Source organism: Mesorhizobium sp. M8A.F.Ca.ET.161.01.1.1 (assembly GCF_004792105.1).
In the GTDB taxonomy this organism is placed as follows: domain Bacteria; phylum Pseudomonadota; class Alphaproteobacteria; order Rhizobiales; family Rhizobiaceae; genus Mesorhizobium.
The window spans coordinates 56,928-73,569 of the sequence record NZ_SRTD01000016.1; the positions used below are offsets into that span (position 1 = coordinate 56,928).

The window sequence follows — 16,642 nt, forward strand, 5'->3', positions numbered from 1 at the left end:
TGAATGTAGCGGACCTCGTAAAATGAAAACTCGTTCATCCGTGCCAACATCTCTTGAGGGTCTGTCGGCGTGCGAATGCCTGGAACTCTACCGAAGGCGGCAGCTCTCGCCTGTTGAAGTCGTCGATGACTGTCTCAGCCGCATCGACGCCAACAACCCGGCGCTGAACGCATTTTGCCTCGTCGACCACGAAGGGGCCAGGTCTGCTGCCCGGGCCTCGGAGGGTCGATGGATGAAGGGGGAACCAGCCGGAGTACTAGATGGCATTCCGGCCACCATCAAAGACCTCACCTTGACACGAGGCTGGCCGACAAGACGTGGCTCATTGTCCGGCAGCACCGAGGGACCCTGGACTGAAGACGCCCCTGTTCCAGCCCGTATCCGTGAGACCGGTGGCGTTATCCTGGGCAAGACAACCACTCCAGAATTTGGCTGGAAAGGGGTAACAGACAGCCCGGTCTACGGGATCACCCGCAATCCCTGGAATCCTGACCTGACACCAGGCGGGTCGTCGGGAGGGGCGGCAGTTGCGGCTGCGCTCAACCTTGGCTTTCTTCATCAGGGTAGCGACGGCGGGGGATCAATCCGGATACCGGCGAGCTTCACGGGGACCTTCGGCTTCAAGCCAACCTTCGGCATCGTTCCGCAATGGCCAGCTAGCGCCATGACAACGCTGTCTCATTTGGGGCCGGTGACCCGCACCGTTGCGGATGCGATCCTGATGATGAATGTGATTGCACGAAAGGACGCTCGCGATGGCTATGCGGGTCCGGCGTACCTAGGTCTCGACCCCGATCCAGCAAAGACCACCATCAGGGGCCTGCGGATCGGCTACAGTCGGAACCTCGGCTATGTCAAGGTGGCGCGAGATATCCAAAACGTTACCGATAATGCGATCGACCAGCTTCGAGCTCTTGGGGCCGAGGTGGCCGAAGTCAATCCGGGATTTGCGGATCCGGTGGAGGTGTTTTCTACATTCTGGTTCGCTGGCGCCGCCCGTATTGTGTCACGAATGAACAAACAGCAAAGACAATTACTAGATCCTGGCTTTCTGGAAGGTGCCGAACGCGGGCTGAAGATCACCCTTACCGAATTTCAGGAAGCTGAGGCGATGCGGTTCGAGCTCTCCGCTCTGATGGCGAAGTTCCACGAAAATTACGATCTCTTGGTCACACCGACGATGCCTATCGCGCCGTTCCCCGTCGGGCGAAATGTGCCGGATGATAGTTACAAGGGGTGGGTGGACTGGACGCCCTTCACCTACCCTTTCAACTTGACCCAGCAACCAGCAGCATCGATTCCATCGGGCCTGGATGATCAAGGGCTGCCCGTCGGGCTACAACTGGTCGGCGCGCGCTATTCCGACACCTCCGTCCTAGCCGCGGCATATACGATCGAAAGTCGCCTGGGGCTTCCTTCTTTCGCGAGGAGCAGATTCCACGCTGCCACCCCTTAAAACTTGAGACTGCCGCGCTCAAGCACCTGACGGCCTCCAAGCGGTCAAGCCACGGACGCGAATGTCATTCGATAAAGGGGCGCGGCGTCATAGATGGGCAGTCCTGTCCTACGACGGATTGCTGACGTCACCATCGGGGACAATGTACATTCAAATAGGAGTGCGTCAATCTTGGGATGTGCGGCGCGAAGTCGCGACACAGACTGCAACCCGGGGACTCCATTTCGGTAACACTAGCCGGCCGCGTATTACCTTCGATGCCGCCGATGGCTACTCTTGCCCCTGCGGATGAATCCATGCCCAGCAGCTCTTCGCCGCAGTGTCTTGAGTCTGCGGCCAGACGGCGAGCTTTGCGCCGGCCGGAAGCTGCCGGAGGAGCGTGGGCGCCAGTAGCAGGCTCGACATGGCCACGGGAAGTTTGACAGACGTGGCCAGTGCAGCCTGGCACCAGATACTGAAGCCGCAGTCCCTGGTTATCGCGACGGCTCCGCGCTCAACCAACCGCCTGGCAGCTGCAATGTAGGCCGGCTCGAGAGAGGCATCGCCAGGACTGACCCTCTCCGCCAAAGCCCCGGCCGCGGTCTCTATTATAATTGGGAAGTCGAAGTTGCCGGGTTGAAGACCGACCCCGATGCGGTGGCGGAAATTCACCAGGGCGCAAGTCCGATCTCCAGCCTGTGATTTTTGCAACACTGGCCATCCAATGAGGATCCAACTGCCGTCTGATCGTGACAATTCAGCTGCGTCAAATGCCTTTGCCGCCAAGATGGCGCGTATCGTCAGGTTGTGCTGACCAAGCTGGGACGCTCTACGAGCGCAGGAATCCTGCATTCGCCTGACGCTTCCGGCTCGGTTGCAAGGCTCGGGAATAGTAATGACGAAACAGTGGATCAGCACGCCGTAAGCCCAGTGCAAAAAATGCGGGCTTCGTGCCGAACCTTTTTTTGGAACGGCGGGCGCGGATCTCATCATTGAGATTACCGGAAAGCCTGTCCGGACTTTTCCGAAGCCGCACTGTTATCCTGTTCGAGAGCGACGCATCGATGGTTCCTTTCCCCGCCTCATCGACAAGCTCACCCGTGTCCACTTGGCTCATCCACGACGACTTCGGCAACCATGCTCTCTCCGATCAGCAGCGCTTCCACCTCTTCGAAAATCGTCGAGGAGCGCTATCAGAGAAAATCCACCCTGATCACCGCCCAGGTCCCCGTGGCAAGCTGGCACGACCTTATTAACGACAGCACGGTCGCCGACGCTATACACGACCGCTCGTGCACAATGCACACCGCATCGCCCTTCAGGGCGAGAGCATCCGAAGAAAAAAGCCTCGCCCCTCTTGACCGACTCCGAGAACACCGAAATCAATCAGCCCTACAGCAACCAGGCTGCCGAGGACCAACCTCGACGAACTGTCGGACTTTTGTGAAAACGCTGTCCGGGAATTAGCGGAATCGCTGTCCAGCTTTTGAAGCGCGCAATAACACTATGGCCGTCATCGAAATGAGCAAGGCGAAGTGCTGATTGCCGCGTTTGTTCCGGGATTAAGCGCCAGCCTCTCAAGAAGATTTATGCCGACTCGCCATCATTGTTGAAACTGCTGCAGCGCTCGCACGTTGAAGCCGGCCAGGCCGGGCATACGATTATGCGGATCGCCTTCGCCCAACTTCAATTCTGGACGCCAGGGCTCGATGTAAGGGACCGGCGAGCGTCAAAAGACTGCGGATGGGTCGCCGCTCGTCCCCTGGGATACGATCTCTGTCGGATTTTGTCGCGCCTGCGACATAGTGGTTGTGCGGGCCAGTTTAGTACCTGATATGACCGTAAGTTTGATATCAAACTCAAAGCACTGGCCGACGTGCATTTTGCGAGGTTGGCACGGTTTTTGAAGCGATCATTTCGCGTCGGAGCGCTCTCATCCGCCGGTTATCATCTGTTTTGGCATAAACCCTGCATAAGGCTTTATTGATGGTACCGCAACCCAACTCGCCGTCTTTCGAGCTACTTGGGCAAAAAGAGCACCGCCAGCGGAAAGGGTCGGGAACCGGAGAGGGAACCGGGTGGTGGACCTATGTTTGTGGAGGGGGTTGTGAAAAGGGTCAGCCATGGTGCTTCGAGCCTCTTGTACTCGTGCAGGTCGTCAATGTTGATATAGCGGTTGGCCTCCATCCAGTTTTCATTGGTTTCGTGACAGCAGACAAACGTCAAAGGAGATAGCTCATGCGAGTAGCCATCGTAACGAACAGTGATTTCAACGGTGTGATTAACCGGTTCGGTCAGCCTTGTCCGCAGCCGCCGCAGCCTTGGCCGCATAGCGGCACGTTGGAAGATGTGGTGGCGGCACTTCAAGAGGGCGGCCACGAGACGGTAGTGTGTGAAGGCGATAAAGGACTGCTCGCCAGTCTCGAGCGGTTCATGCCACCTGATCCGCAAGGTCGCCCCTCGGGAATGGTCTTCAACTTGGCGGAGGGAATTCAGGGCGAAAAGCGTTACACTCATGTTCCTGCCATGCTTGAGATGGCCGGTGTTCCATACACTGGATGTAGCCCCTTCGGGATTGGGCTGACGGGAGACAAAGTCATTACCAAAATGCTCATCCGCGATCAGGGCGTGCCGACTCCGAACTTTCGCGTGATGCGTCGCGGCACCGAGAACACCGGCGACCTGAGATTCCCAGTGGTAGTGAAGCCGCGGGAGGAGGACTGCAGCTTCGGATTGCAGATCATACATGAACACTCTAAGTTGCGGCAGGCCGTCGAAGTGATCGTCACGCAGCATGCTCAGGATGCGCTAGTGGAGGAATACATCGAGGGGCGGGAAATCTGCGTTGCGTTGCTCGGAAACGGGGAGCCCGAAGTTTTGCCTCTAGTGGAGCAGGACTTCGGTGACCGCGAAACGCGTGTTATGAATTGGGATGCGAAGTACGTGGCGGCCGCAGCGGTGCCCAAGATTTGCCCGGCGAAAATCGAGAGCGGGCTTGAGACGATGTTACGGGATATTTCGGTTGCGACCTTCCGTGCCTGCCACTGCCGGGACTATGCCCGCGTCGATTTCCGGATCGATCGCTCAGGCCAACCGTTTGTCCTAGAGATGAACTCGGTGCCGGCCCTTGGTATACACTCCAGTTATGGCACAGCTGCAACGGCCGGCGGACACAGCTTCGTAAGCTTGATCAATCGCATCCTCAATGTCGCCCACACCCGCTATTTCGGAATCGGCGTCTCATAGTGGATTGATCGGATCAAAAGAGTCCGATTTCGGGATTCCGTTTTGCGGTTTGGCGTGCGAGTTAGATGCATGCGCAATAGCATCCCCCTTCACCGTTTTGGCCAGCGACCGTCAGCGCCTGCAAGCGCTCGTCGCGGCGCCAGGAAGCCCGCAAGCACGTTCGGGGGCCGCATCGTCGCGCTGTGCTTCGAACCACGAAGCCAAAGCATACTTGGACCACCGGCTAGGTCGAGCGAATGAACCGCACCATCAAGGACGCGACGGGCAAGCGTTTCCACTACGACGATCATGACCAACTGCGTCGGCATCTTGCCGACTTTGTTGCGGCCTACAAATTTCGGCCGCAGGCTGAAGGCCCTCAAAGGTCTCACCCTACGAGTTCATCTGCAAGGCATGGGCTTCCCAGCCCGAGCGCTTCACTCTCAATCCGCTCCACCAAATGCCTGGACTTGTCTATTCGGCGTGTTGAAGTCAATCCCATTCAAGCTTCCTAGGCTGACCTGCCGACGCGATTATCCTAGCCTGATTGATGTAACCGCGGCGTCAAACCGAGATACGGCCCCACGTCCTTCGAATTCCTGAAGGGGGCAGGAATATCGACCGTGGCGTTGAAACCCAGTGCAACGATAGGGCCGACGCCCAGCACGGTCATCAACCGCCTGCAAACCGTGTCACCCCTCACGATCGACAACAGTCTTTCGTGTAGCACCGTGAACTGCTCGCAAAGTTTCCGACGGGCGGTGAGCAACGTCTCCATGATGTCTCGAGTTCCGGAATGTCACCGGAAGGGTCCCGGATGCGATCCGCGAATTTGCCGGCCGTCGACAATGCCAACTTTGAGACCGAAGTTACGAAACAGGCCACGGATGTCGTTCTCGATGGCGATGGCCTTTTCCTGAAGCGACTTGAGGGCCGTCAGCAGCGCCCGGCGATTCTGGGTCGTCAGCGTCTTGACAGTAAGACCGTATGTCCGCCTCTGCCGATGAGGTGGCTCGCCCTACACTGCGCGTCCGAGGGTTGCTCGGACGGGCCGAGCCGATCCTCACCACAGGAGGACGAGCCGTGGCGGATTATAGAGAAGCATTTGTCGGAATCGATGTTGCGAAGCTTAAGAACGCTATTGCGATTGCGGAGGCAGGCCGGGAAGGAGAGGTTCGGTTCTTCGGTGAGGTCGACGCGTCGGCGACCAGCATGCGGCGGGTCATAGGCCGGATCGCCAGCCGCTTTGATTACGTGCATTTCTGCTATGAGGCTGGGCCGACCGGGTACGGCCTTTATCGCCTGATCCGGTCGCTCGGGCACGAGTGCACCGTGGTTGCACCATCATTGATACCAAGGAAGCCCGGCGATCGGGTGAAGACGAACCGTCGAGACGCCATTTCCCTTGCCCGACTATTGCGCGCCGGCGAGCTGACCGCGGTGTGGGTTCCCGATGAAGGGCACGAGTCCATACGGGATCTTGTTCGCGCGCGGGCGGGCGCGGTCGAGACGCTGCGGGTCCATCGCCAGCAGGTGAGCGCATTCATGCTCAAGCACGGCCGTAGCTATCCGCGAAAGAAGAGCTGGACGATGCGCTATCTACGCTGGCTTCAGGAACAAGGTTCGATCATCCCGCGCATCAGATCGCACTCCAGGAGATGGTCGAGGCGGTGCGCGTCTCGAAAGAGCGGGTCGAGCGGCTGGAGCGTGTGATCGAAGAGTTCGTCCCGGCCTGGTCGCTGGCACCGATCGTGTGGGCGCTTCAGACATTGCGTGGGGTAGACCTAATTGTCGCCGTGACGTTCGTCACCGAAGTCGGCGACGCCAGCCGGTTCGAAAGCCCACGCCAGCTCATGGGATATCTCGGTCGGGTCCCCGGCGAGCGCTCAACCGGGGAGACAGTCCGGCGCGGCGGCATCACAAAGGCAGGCAACGGTCGGGTTCGCCACATGTTGGTCGAGAGCGCCTGGACCTATCGACATCCGCCCAAGGTCGGGAAGGCGAAGCTATACCGGTTGGAGCAGGCGTCACCGAAGGTGCGTGAGATCGCCTGGAAGGCGCAGTCCCGCCTGACAGCCCGCTACCGCATGCTGAGCGCTCGGGGCAAACGGACAACGGTCGTCTGCACCGCGATCGCCCGTGAACTGGTCGGCTTTATGTGGGCAGTCGCAAGGGAGGCGCGCGTCACCTGATCGCTCGCCGCGATGGCGCACATATCGCGCATGGGCGGAGGCGGGACCACGGCAGGGGAATGCCCGTCAGACGCTTTGTGGCCGGCAAATCGACCGACGCCCGCAGTAAGATAGGAACAGCCCCGGACGCACAATCGGGAATGCGGTAGCCAACCCGCGCATCAGAGCTTGATCACCGACGTCCTTCAGTTCCGCCTCCCCACCCATGCGCGATCATCAGAATGAGCAGCCGTTCCTCGGATCGGGCGACCTCATGCGTTCCAAACCTTGACAGCGGACATCAGAGCGGTGTTTCCGGACCACCTTTCGGGAGTGGTCGCGATCTGTGAGGTTGCCGATCCTGTATTGGGATCGGAGATCGGCTTGTGTCTGGACTTGACCTTACGCTTGACCCGGAGCGGCAGCTTCGGCGTTTCGAGGTGATCAACGGTGCCGGCGGTCGGCGTCACTGGTCGGTGGATGACAAGGCGCGGATCATCGCAGAGACGCTGGAGCCGAATGCGATCATTTCCGAGGTCGCCCGCCGTTATGGTCTCAGGCCGCAGCAGGTCTTCGCCTGGCGCCGCGAAGCGCGCAAACAGGCCGCTTCGGTGCAGCAAGATTCTCCTGCCTTTGTGCCGGCGGTTGTGGCGGCGGCGGAACCTGCAGCCAGCCGTTCACCGAAGCAGCGGAAACGGCAAGCCACCCGAGATGCCGGCATGATCGAGCTTGAGATCGACGGCATCGCGATGCGCGTCGGCCGGGGCGCCGATACCAAGACGGTGGCCGCAGTGATCCGCGCGCTGAAGGCGACGTCGTGATCGGGCCGACGGGTGCGGTCAAGGTCATGGTGGCGACGAAGCCCGTCGACTTCCGCAAGGGTGCGGAGGGATTGGCGGCGCTGGTGCGAGAGACAATGGGGGCCGATCCGTTCAGCGGGGCCGTCTACGTCTTCCGGGCGAAGCGGACTGACCGGATCAAGCTGATCTTCTGGGATGGCACCGGGGTTTGCCTGCTAAGCGTTTGGAGGATGGGGAGTTCCGCTGGCCGAAAGTGCATGACGGCATGATGCGGCTGACGGCCGCGCAGCTCTCGGCGCTACTCGAAGGTCTCGACTGGCGGCGAGTCCATGAGGCGCGCCGGACCCGCGTGCCAGCCCAGGCGGGCTGACCCGCGACGAAGTGAATCAGCCTAGATTCCGCTGTCGCGGGCTGTCGGCGAATATGGTCTGATCCGTTCATGGCGATGACGGCTGACCAGCTTCCCGACGATCCGGACGCGCTGAAGGCGATGGTCCTGGCGCACGACGTCGAGAATGCCCGTCTGATTCAGATCATCAAGGAATTGCAGCGTCACCGCTTCGGCCGGCGTGCCGAGACGCTCCCCGAGGATCAATTGCTGCTGGGGCTCGAAGAGGCGGAGCAGATCGAGGCCGCCGGTGAGGAAGAGAAGGAGCAATCTGCTCCCGCCGAGCGGCAAGCAAAGGCCACGAGGCGCCGGGCCAACCGGGGCGCGCTGCCACCCCATCTGCCGCGCGTGGAGATGGTCGTCGACATCGAGGACCATGCCTGCCCATGCTGCCGCAATGGCTTGCATCGGATCGGCGAGGACGTGAGCGAGCGGCTCGACATCGTTCCGGCGCAGCTGCGTGTAATCGTCGTGCGCCGGCCCAAATATGCCTGCCGCGCCTGCGAGGACGTCGTGGTTCAGGCTTCCGGCGCCGGCCCGGCTGATCGAGGGTGGTCTTCCGACCGAGGCAACGGTCGCCCAGGTGCTGGTCTCAAAATATGCCGATCACCTTCCGCTCTATCGTCAGGCGCAAATCTACGCCCGGCAGGGTATCAATCTCGATCGCTCTACGCTCGCCGACTGGGTCGGCCGCGCCGCCTGGCACCTGCGTCCGGTGCATGAGCGGCTGCTTGGCAAGCTGAAGTCCTCGGCAAAACTCTTCGCCGACGAGACGACCGCGCCGGTGCTCGATCCCGGCCGCGGCAAGACTAAGACAGGTCAACTCTGGGCCTATGCCCGCGATGACCGACGATGGGAGGGGAGCGACCCGCCGGGCGTCGCCTATGTCTATGCGCCGGACCGAAAGGCCGAGCGTCCGATCGCTCATCTCGCAGGCTTCACCGGAATCTTGCAGGTCGACGGCTATGGCGGCTATCGCGTGCTGGCCGACAAAAGCGGCGTCACGCTCGCCTTCTGCTGGGCGCATGTCCGTCGGCGCTTTTATGAACTGGCAGCAGCCGGTCCCGCGCCGATCGCCAGTGACGCGCTGAGACGGATCGCCGAACTCTACAAGATCGAGGATGACATCCGTGGCCGATCGGCCAACGAGCGCCGCGCGATGCGTCAGGACAAAAGCCGCGCCATCGTCGCCGATCTCGAACCCTGGCTGCGTGAGAAGCTCGGCCTGATCAGTCAGAAGACCAAGCTCGCAGAGGCAATCCGCTACACGCTCTCACGCTGGGAAGGCCTCTCGCACTTCCTTGACGACGGCCGCATCGAGATCGACAGCAACACCGTCGAACGCTCGATCCGTCCGATCGCAATCTCGGGGTCATTCTGCCCATGTTGGGCAGGAGGTCGAAGTCCCGTGCGCAGCAATGGATCTGGGCTCCCCGCGCGCGTCGCTTGCTGCACTGCTTGAACTGAACAAGCTCTTGATCCAGCGCCGTTTCCGGCGAGGCTCTCCGGATGGTTTCATCATCGGGGAGACTCAAAATGAGAACCTTGCCGCCACCGACACGATCTCTCGTGATCGTTCGCCAGCTCAGCATGCGCTCGACTCGCACAAGCTAGTCGGGCTGAGCGCAGCGCAACGAACGATCGTGATCGCCCGGCTCGCCAATGTGCTGATGGCCGCCGCCGGTATCGTGACGGAGGAGAGCCGCGATGACGAGCCGTAATCTGATTCCGGCCACCATCCTCAAGCGCAAGGCCGTTGTCTATGTACGTCAGTCCACGCAGGCGCAAGTGCAGCTCAATCTTGAGAGCCAGCGTCGGCAATATGAGCTGGTCGACGTCGCGCGGCGCTGGGGATTCCGCAAGGTTGAGGTGATCGACGAGGACTTGGGACGCACCGCAAGTGGAGCTGTGGAACGTCCCGGTTTCGAACGCCTGGTCGACGATCTGTGCACCGGTCATGTGGGCGCTGTGCTTTGCCTGGAGGCGTCCCGCCTGTCTCGCAACGGACCGGACTGGCATCGGCTGCTCGAGTTGTGCGGCGAAGTCGATGCACGGGTGATCGATCTGGACGGAGTCTACGATCCGGGACTGCCGAACGATCGCCTGCTGCTCGGCATGAAGGGGAGCATAAGCGAGTTCGAACTCGGGGTGCTGCGTGCTCGCATGTACGAAGCTGACCGCGCCAAGGCACAGCGCGGCGAACTGCGCATCTCTGTGCCCTTCGGCTACGTCTGGCACCGGGATTACGGTCTCGGGTTCGATCCCGATATACGCCTGCAGGAGACCATTCGCCTGATATTCGCGCGTTTCCGCGAACTCGGCAGTGCCCGCCAGGTCCTGATCTCGATGATCGACGATGGCGTGCATTTCCCCAGACCCTCCGACGGCAAGAAGATGGTGTCCTTCGCCTGGGTTCCGGTCCGCTACCGCAACGTGATCTCCGTCCTGAAGAACCCGTTCTACGCCGGCGCTTATGTCTATGGTAAGAGCGAGAAGCGCACCGAGATCGTGGATGGCCGCGTCCGCAAGAGCTATGGTCATTACAAGCCGGCCAGCGATTGGGCGGTGGTGCTCAAGGAGCATCACGAAGGCTATATCGGATGGAGCGAGTACGAACGGAACCAGGAACTTCTCGCCGCCAACGCCTATGGCAAAGCCGGCGGCGTCAAGTCGGGCCGCGGCGGTCGCGCGTTGCTCCCGGGTCTTCTCTCCTGTGGTCGATGCGGGCGAAGACTGGTTGTCACGTATGCCGGACGTGGCCAAGGTTACCCGGTCTATCGTTGCGAGAACACCATGATGGCGCAGGCGCGATGCATGTCGTTCAACGGCTTTCGCACCGATGCGGCGGTGGCCCGCGAAGCCTTGGAGGCGGTTGCGCCGATGGCGATCGAGGCGGCGTTGGAGGCTGAACAGATGCAGCTGGAGAGCGAAGCCAGGCGGCGGCAGATGATCGAGATGGACCTGCAGCAGGCACGCTATGAGGCATCGCTCGCCGAGCGCCGCTACGCCGCCTGCGACCCGGAGAACCGGCTTATAGCGGCCCAGCTCGAGAGGAACTGGGAAGCTAGGCTCAGGCGCGTGGAGACCTGCGAGGCCCGGCTCAGTGAAGTCCAGCGTATGGAGCCTGTCGACGCGATCCCTGACTTCACCGGCCTCGCCCAGGATCTCGAAGCCGCCTGGAATGCGCCGGGTGTCGATATGCGGTTCCGTCAGCAACTGCTGCGCGCGCTCATCAAGGACATTGTGGCGGACGTCGATGACGACGCGCGCGATGTGATCCTGACCATCCATTGGCATGGGGGCCAGCATTCCCAGGTAAGGGTTCGCAAGTCCAAATCCGGAGAGCATGGCCAGAGTACGCCTGAGGAGGCTCTGGCGGTCATGCGATCCATGGCAACGCGATGGTCGGATGCCGAAATCGCCGCCACACTCAACCGCATGGGCATGAAGACGGGTCAGGGAAAGACCTGGACGGCGCGACGCGTCCAATCCCTGCGCACGGTGCACAAGATCAGCGGCTATCGGTCTTCCGACAAGAACGGCGAGTGGCTTACCATGTCGGACGCGGCCGCGAAGCTTGGCGTGTCGCACGTCAAAATCCGCCGGTTCGTCAGGGACGGCATATTACCAGCCGAGCAGGTCATGCGCGGCGCGCCCTACCAGATCCGCGCCAGCGACCTTGAAGATGAACGGATCAAGGCCGATTTGGCGCGCAAATCTCCGCGTATCATCAACGACGATAATCAGAAATCGCTGTTTCCCGCCATTTGAAGAGGGGGTGCATAATGAATCAGTCTTCGCGCTCAACCGCAAGAACGCGCTCTTCGCAGGCTCTGACGGCGGCGCCGAACACTGGGCAGTCATCGCCTCGCTGATCGAAACCTGCAAGCTCAATGGTGTCGAACCGCTCGGCTTATCTCGCCGATGTCCTCACCAGGATCGTCAACGGCCACCCCAACAGCCAGATCGACGATCTCCTGCCTTGGGTCTACATCAACAAGCTCGAGCTCAAGGCCGTGGCCCGAGAATACCGCTTACTCTTGACATGCACGGGCCGGAACAGGTTAACCCGCATATCTGCGCGATGCCGCGAGCATGGTTGCGGTCGGTCTTGTTGACCTGTGCCTTGAGAACGCCTTGGAATGACGGGGCTCGATACAGGTCACGTAGTCCGGCTGCCGCCAGACCAACCATTGGGATAAGGGGCCGGCTTCAAGCCTGATCCGGGCGAGATTCCATGCGGGGTTCTTCAATGCGTCAGCAAGATCGTCCGGATGACTAGCAACCTTCATCTCTCGGCAAATTCGGCGCCCTTCTCACGATGCAAACGGTGGTCTCTTTCACGGAGACGTCCAGTCCGGCATAATTTTTCATGCTGCGCTTCCTTTCCTGATGCTTGTGGCTGTTCACACAGACCACGTTTTGTCATCATCTCGAAGCGCAGCACTTCAAAACAACCCGTTCAAGGCGGGGGGCAAAGCCGAATACCACAATCTAAACACCTAGCGATGCTGTTCAAATTCGCCTTGCCGGCATGGGACCCCATCGCTGTCATCACAGGAAGCAGTACGTGGGAGGGGAACTGCTCGCAGTGATGAATCGTGTTCCGAGCCACTACCCATTCAGTTTCGTCCCAGTTGTTACCTCCCGTATTCAGGTTGCGGTCGAACCGCGGGAAGGCCGAACTAGTGATTTCCAGGCGAATTTGATGGCCGGCCGGAAACCAATTACTTGTGGCGTCGAGATCAATCTCGATTTTGCATATAACGCTCGGTTCCATGAAAACAGCCCGATCAAAGCCCTCGCGATAGCGGACGCGCAGTATCCCGTCCACCACGTCAATCGCACGGCCATCGGGATGTACGTCCAACAGTCTGGCCACGAAGTCCGTGTCCGGGGCCGAAGAAGAGACGAAGAGGACCGCCCGGACAAATCCGGTAACCTCCATGCCCTCTGTGAGGGGCGGTGAAGTGAAGCAGAGGACGTCTGGACGAAGCTGGACGTCCTGGTAATCGCGGGGTCCTATAGTAGTTCCACTTGACTTCCCGCCGTCCATCCCCAAGAACGGCGCCGGATCCCCAGGGTCGTAGGTAAACGTGTCAGCCGGCTCGTCGGCACTCGGAGGCTCTACATCAAGAGTCCCGTCGCCTAGACGGGTCGCGGCATTCCCGCCGCTGCGGAGGAACCAGTGCTGCAGTTCCACACCAAGAGGGGGCCATTCTGACGCGGCACGCCACTCGTTGCGACCCATCACGTAGTACTGGACGCGGGGCATTCCCTCGATCCGGTCGGGCTTGTCGTTCAGCCAGCAGTCGAACCAGTCCAGGTAGATCTGCCAGCAATCCAGGCGCGCGTCGCCCAGCTCGCGCTCGCCGATAACCGTCGGGGCTTTGAGACTCTCGGTGCCACAATGCGTGGCTGGCGACAGAATGATATGTTGGTGATCGCGTGCCGCCGGGCTCAATCCGCGAGCACTAAAAACGCGCTGCTGGTGAAGCGCGTCGGCAGCCCCCACGTCGTACCACGAGTTCACGAACAGGGCTGGGACGTCGATGGTCGAGTCCTCGCTAAGCATCCCATTCCGATCCCCCCAGGGATCGCCTGGGTCACGCGAGACCCAGTCCTCCCAGTCAGTCGGCGGTCCCCCAAGGCTCTTAAGCATGTTGACGAGCGGCAGCGACGCGAAAGCCCGCTGATACTCCTCATCGCTTTTCGGTTGCACTCGGGACCGGTCCTTCGCTGCGGTTTGGTGGAACCAGGGGACAAACGCGGCAACCTCCACCGCACCGCCGAGACGGAGATCCCCGTTGCGATATCGCCCTCCGGCAGAGCCGTTCGCGCCGCCCGATCCCTGCGCAATTGCGCATCGGTGGGCTGGATGGCACAACTGCGCCAGCAAAACCTGCGCGATACCAAGCGCCGAGCACCCATATGTGCCCACGCGTCCATTCGACCATGGCTGCTGCGAAATCCAGGACAGCGTGTCATAACCGTCGTCCCTTTCATTCTCCATGAGGGTGAATACGCCGCCGGAATCGAAGACTCCACGAAGCTCCTGCACAAGTACGGCGAAGCCTTGTCCAGCAAACATTCTTGCCACTTTGTGGCGAGGCTCAACCGGACAGCGATAGGGCGTCTTACCGTATTGAGTTCGGATAAGGATTGACCCGAGTTCCCCAGTGTAACCAATAGGCCGATACAGGTCCGTGGCGAGCTCAACGCCGTCCCGCATTGGAACGCGCAAGCCGGTCTGCAAAACCACTTCGTATCGCGGCGTTGGCGGTTTAATCGGGCCTAGTTCATTACACACTTCAGAGTGCCTCCCAGACATTGAGACTGATTCAAGATGGAGTGGCCAATTTCGACGGGTCTCAGCATTCTATCTGCACGGTGGTGTGTTCGTCGCATTCACAGTACAACGATGAACTCTGTGCCGTTGCTAAGTTGTTTGAAAAGAAACTCAACCGTGCTTCTCTAGCAGGTCCGGCACTCAATGATGGCGCGTTGCCACCCCAATTTCCCTATTGCTTAAATCAATGTGACAGCGCGCCTACGCCGCTGTGCAAAACATCAATTGTGAGTCTCACCGCCATTATGTGCCGATCCATGGACCCCCATTCCATGCTGATTGACGCGGGCCGATGGGGCAAGCTGCTTGATGTGAGAAGCGACGGGCTCCCCGACCGATCGCAGCTTGTTATCACCGTTTGTTTGAAATAGTGGAGGTAGGCTAGCCAGGCGGCAAGCTGTTCAAATTCGCCTTGCCGGCATGGGACCCCATCGCTGTCATCACAGGAAGCAGTACGTGGGAGGGGAACTGCTCGCAGTGATGAATCGTGTTCCGAGCCACTACCCATTCAGTTTCGTCCCAGTTGTTACCTCCCGTATTCAGGTTGCGGTCGAACCGCGGGAAGGCCGAACTAGTGATTTCCAGGCGAATTTGATGGCCGGCCGGAAACCAATTACTTGTGGCGTCGAGATCAATCTCGATTTTGCATATAACGCTCGGTTCCATGAAAACAGCCCGATCAAAGCCCTCGCGATAGCGGACGCGCAGTATCCCGTCCACCACGTCAATCGCACGGCCATCGGGATGTACGTCCAACAGTCTGGCCACGAAGTCCGTGTCCGGGGCCGAAGAAGAGACGAAGAGGACCGCCCGGACAAATCCGGTAACCTCCATGCCCTCTGTGAGGGGCGGTGAAGTGAAGCAGAGGACGTCTGGACGAAGCTGGACGTCCTGGTAATCGCGGGGTCCTATAGTAGTTCCACTTGACTTCCCGCCGTCCATCCCCAAGAACGGCGCCGGATCCCCAGGGTCGTAGGTAAACGTGTCAGCCGGCTCGTCGGCACTCGGAGGCTCTACATCAAGAGTCCCGTCGCCTAGACGGGTCGCGGCATTCCCGCCGCTGCGGAGGAACCAGTGCTGCAGTTCCACACCAAGAGGGGGCCATTCTGACGCGGCACGCCACTCGTTGCGACCCATCACGTAGTACTGGACGCGGGGCATTCCCTCGATCCGGTCGGGCTTGTCGTTCAGCCAGCAGTCGAACCAGTCCAGGTAGATCTGCCAGCAATCCAGGCGCGCGTCGCCCAGCTCGCGCTCGCCGATAACCGTCGGGGCTTTGAGACTCTCGGTGCCACAATGCGTGGCTGGCGACAGAATGATATGTTGGTGATCGCGTGCCGCCGGGCTCAATCCGCGAGCACTAAAAACGCGCTGCTGGTGAAGCGCGTCGGCAGCCCCCACGTCGTACCACGAGTTCACGAACAGGGCTGGGACGTCGATGGTCGAGTCCTCGCTAAGCATCCCATTCCGATCCCCCCAGGGATCGCCTGGGTCACGCGAGACCCAGTCCTCCCAGTCAGTCGGCGGTCCCCCAAGGCTCTTAAGCATGTTGACGAGCGGCAGCGACGCGAAAGCCCGCTGATACTCCTCATCGCTTTTCGGTTGCACTCGGGACCGGTCCTTCGCTGCGGTTTGGTGGAACCAGGGGACAAACGCGGCAACCTCCACCGCACCGCCGAGACGGAGATCCCCGTTGCGATATCGCCCTCCGGCAGAGCCGTTCGCGCCGCCCGATCCCTGCGCAATTGCGCATCGGTGGGCTGGATGGCACAACTGCGCCAGCAAAACCTGCGCGATACCAAGCGCCGAGCACCCATATGTGCCCACGCGTCCATTCGACCATGGCTGCTGCGAAATCCAGGACAGCGTGTCATAACCGTCGTCCCTTTCATTCTCCATGAGGGTGAATACGCCGCCGGAATCGAAGACTCCACGAAGCTCCTGCACAAGTACGGCGAAGCCTTGTCTAGCAAACATTCTTGCCACTTTGTGGCGAGGCTCAACCGGACAGCGATAGGGCGTCTTACCGTATGGAGTTCGGATAAGGATTGACCCGAGTTCCCCAGTGTAACCAATAGGCCGATACAGGTCCGTGGCGAGCTCAACGCCGTCCCGCATTGGAACGCGCAAGCCGGTCTGCAAAACCACTTCGTATCGCGGCGTTGGCGGTTTAATCGGGCCTAGTTCATTACACACTTCAGAGTGCCTCCCAGACATTGAGACTGATTCAAGATGGAGTGGCCAATTTCGACGGGTCTCAGCATTCTATCTGCA

General features: G+C 60.3%; 10 protein-coding genes and 6 pseudogenes. 11 read left to right on the forward strand and 5 right to left on the reverse strand.

The window, feature by feature from the left end:
• The first annotated feature begins 22 nt into the window (after window positions 1-22).
• A complete protein-coding gene (locus tag EN804_RS28110; RefSeq protein WP_063169332.1) occupies window positions 23-1,456 on the forward strand; it encodes an amidase in 1,434 nt (477 codons plus the stop codon).
• Window positions 1,457-2,264: 808 nt separating this feature from the next.
• On the opposite strand, the gene EN804_RS38720 is transcribed toward EN804_RS28110, so the two are convergent.
• A complete protein-coding gene (locus EN804_RS38720) occupies window positions 2,265-2,570 on the reverse strand; it encodes a hypothetical protein (RefSeq protein WP_164548505.1) in 306 nt (101 codons plus the stop codon).
• A gap of 2 nt (window positions 2,571-2,572) precedes the next feature.
• On the opposite strand from EN804_RS38720, the gene EN804_RS28120 reads away from it, so the two are divergent.
• The 3 genes and pseudogenes from EN804_RS28120 to EN804_RS28130 form a co-directional block, all read left to right on the forward strand.
• Entirely contained in the window at window positions 2,573-2,902 is a 330-nt protein-coding gene (locus EN804_RS28120) for an ATP-binding protein (protein WP_281404931.1), read from the forward strand.
• A 771-nt stretch (window positions 2,903-3,673) separates the two neighbouring features.
• Complete coding sequence (locus EN804_RS28125; RefSeq protein ID WP_063169333.1) at window positions 3,674-4,681, forward strand: ATP-grasp domain-containing protein; 1,008 nt, start codon at window positions 3,674-3,676, stop codon at window positions 4,679-4,681.
• Window positions 4,682-4,869: 188 nt separating this feature from the next.
• Window positions 4,870-5,150, forward strand: a pseudogene (locus tag EN804_RS28130) (integrase core domain-containing protein); the annotation flags it as partial.
• Between the two features lie 48 nt (window positions 5,151-5,198).
• Here EN804_RS28130 and EN804_RS38860 read toward each other — a convergent pair.
• The gene (locus EN804_RS38860; protein WP_063169335.1) at window positions 5,199-5,438 is read right to left on the reverse strand and encodes an IS110 family transposase; all 240 of its coding nucleotides are present in this window, start codon (window positions 5,436-5,438) and stop codon (window positions 5,199-5,201) included.
• A 209-nt stretch (window positions 5,439-5,647) separates the two neighbouring features.
• Here EN804_RS38860 and EN804_RS28140 point away from each other — a divergent pair.
• The 7 genes and pseudogenes from EN804_RS28140 to EN804_RS28165 form a co-directional block, all read left to right on the forward strand.
• Window positions 5,648-6,852 (forward strand): annotated as a pseudogene (locus EN804_RS28140) (IS110 family transposase).
• Between the two features lie 419 nt (window positions 6,853-7,271).
• The gene (locus EN804_RS28145) at window positions 7,272-7,652 is read left to right on the forward strand and encodes a transposase (RefSeq protein ID WP_199489649.1); all 381 of its coding nucleotides are present in this window, start codon (window positions 7,272-7,274) and stop codon (window positions 7,650-7,652) included.
• Window positions 7,649-8,001 (forward strand): annotated as a pseudogene (tnpB, locus tag EN804_RS28150) (IS66 family insertion sequence element accessory protein TnpB). The gene EN804_RS28145 and the pseudogene tnpB overlap by 4 nt, the downstream one beginning before the upstream one ends.
• 69 nt (window positions 8,002-8,070) lie before the next feature.
• Window positions 8,071-9,388, forward strand: a pseudogene (locus EN804_RS28155) (IS66 family transposase); the annotation flags it as partial.
• A 49-nt stretch (window positions 9,389-9,437) separates the two neighbouring features.
• Window positions 9,438-9,740 carry a hypothetical protein gene (locus tag EN804_RS37390; protein ID WP_063169337.1) on the forward strand — a complete coding sequence of 101 codons (303 nt, stop codon included), beginning with the start codon at window positions 9,438-9,440 and terminating at the stop codon, window positions 9,738-9,740.
• Complete coding sequence (locus EN804_RS28160; RefSeq protein WP_063169338.1) at window positions 9,727-11,790, forward strand: recombinase family protein; 2,064 nt, start codon at window positions 9,727-9,729, stop codon at window positions 11,788-11,790. The genes EN804_RS37390 and EN804_RS28160 overlap by 14 nt, the downstream gene beginning before the upstream one ends.
• A 28-nt stretch (window positions 11,791-11,818) precedes the next feature.
• Window positions 11,819-12,011: pseudogene (locus EN804_RS28165) on the forward strand (transposase domain-containing protein); the annotation flags it as partial.
• A gap of 44 nt (window positions 12,012-12,055) precedes the next feature.
• On the opposite strand, the pseudogene EN804_RS38190 reads toward EN804_RS28165, so the two are convergent.
• The 3 genes and pseudogenes from EN804_RS38190 to EN804_RS28180 all read right to left on the reverse strand — a co-directional run.
• Window positions 12,056-12,393: pseudogene (locus tag EN804_RS38190) on the reverse strand (IS110 family transposase); the annotation flags it as partial.
• A gap of 88 nt (window positions 12,394-12,481) precedes the next feature.
• Complete coding sequence (locus tag EN804_RS28175; protein ID WP_082826580.1) at window positions 12,482-14,350, reverse strand: CocE/NonD family hydrolase; 1,869 nt, start codon at window positions 14,348-14,350, stop codon at window positions 12,482-12,484.
• 399 nt (window positions 14,351-14,749) lie between these two features.
• Complete coding sequence (locus EN804_RS28180) at window positions 14,750-16,585, reverse strand: CocE/NonD family hydrolase (RefSeq protein WP_135921816.1); 1,836 nt, start codon at window positions 16,583-16,585, stop codon at window positions 14,750-14,752.
• Window positions 16,586-16,642: the final 57 nt, after the last annotated feature.